This is a genomic window from Neisseria sp. P0009.S007 (assembly GCF_051962515.1).
In genome coordinates this window covers 1-941 of sequence record NZ_JBQCVF010000612.1, presented here as the reverse complement: position 1 = coordinate 941, position 941 = coordinate 1, and the positions used below count along the sequence as shown (strand labels likewise).

The following is a 941-nucleotide window of genomic DNA, read 5'->3' as shown; positions in this document are numbered from 1 at the left end:
AATTCTGCGTTAATCCGTTGGGCCCGTTCCTGCATAATGCCCAAGCCGACATGTTCGCCTGAAGGCCGGTTTGATAGATGTTCTTTATTAAAGCCTGCGCCGTCGTCCCGAATCGTCATGACAAAATCGCCGTGGTTGGCAATTTCGACGCTGACATGTTGCGCACGCGCGTGTTTCCGGATATTGGACAGGCTTTCCTGCAAGATGAAGATGATTTGCAAGTGTTCATCATAATTTAATGCCTGTCCGTCGTCCTGCCATTTTAAATCAACCGGGATACCAGTTTGCCGTTCAAAACGCGCCAGCAGCGATTCTACCGCTTCGGGAAAATCTTTATTACTGATTTTGGTGCGGAAATTCATCAAAAGTTCGCGGACGTCTTCGTAGCATTCCTGCACGCCGTCTTTGATGAAGCCGATATTTTCTTCGGCCTGCTCGCGTTGGTCTGAAGCAAACGCGCTTTCCAGCATTTGTACCTGCAAATTCAAAAAGGTCAAAGCTTGCGCGATGCTGTCATGCAAACCTTGCGCAATCAAGTTACGCTCCTGTAAAACTGCAAGCAGGCGGCGCTCTTGTTCCATGCGGTTGCTGGCGATGGAAATGCCCAGCTGTCCGCTTAAGGTATGCAGCAGTTTTTCGTCTTGCTCATCAGGCATATGGCCGTCTGAAAAATATAGGGTCAGTACGCCGAGTTGTTCGTCTTGATAAACGATCGGAAATTCTACACGATTTCCTTCTTCGGTTTCACCGACGCTTGCCGCCAAATCAGAACGTTTCCGTTCCTCATCGGAAAGATATACCGTACCGCCCAAAGCGGAAAACGCCGGCAGAATCTGAGCCAAAAATTCTTCTGCGGCCTGTTGCGGCGTAAAGGTTTGGTGCAGGTTGCGCGTAGTCTGGTAGAGCAGGGTCAAGTCACGGTTTTGCCGGGCCAAGTCTTG

1 protein-coding gene is annotated in these 941 nt (G+C 49.9%); it reads right to left on the bottom strand.

The annotated features are described in order from the left end of the window. Nucleotides 1-941 (bottom strand): histidine kinase (locus ACTHS3_RS15160; protein WP_440368386.1); only part of this gene is annotated, 941 nt, incomplete at both ends.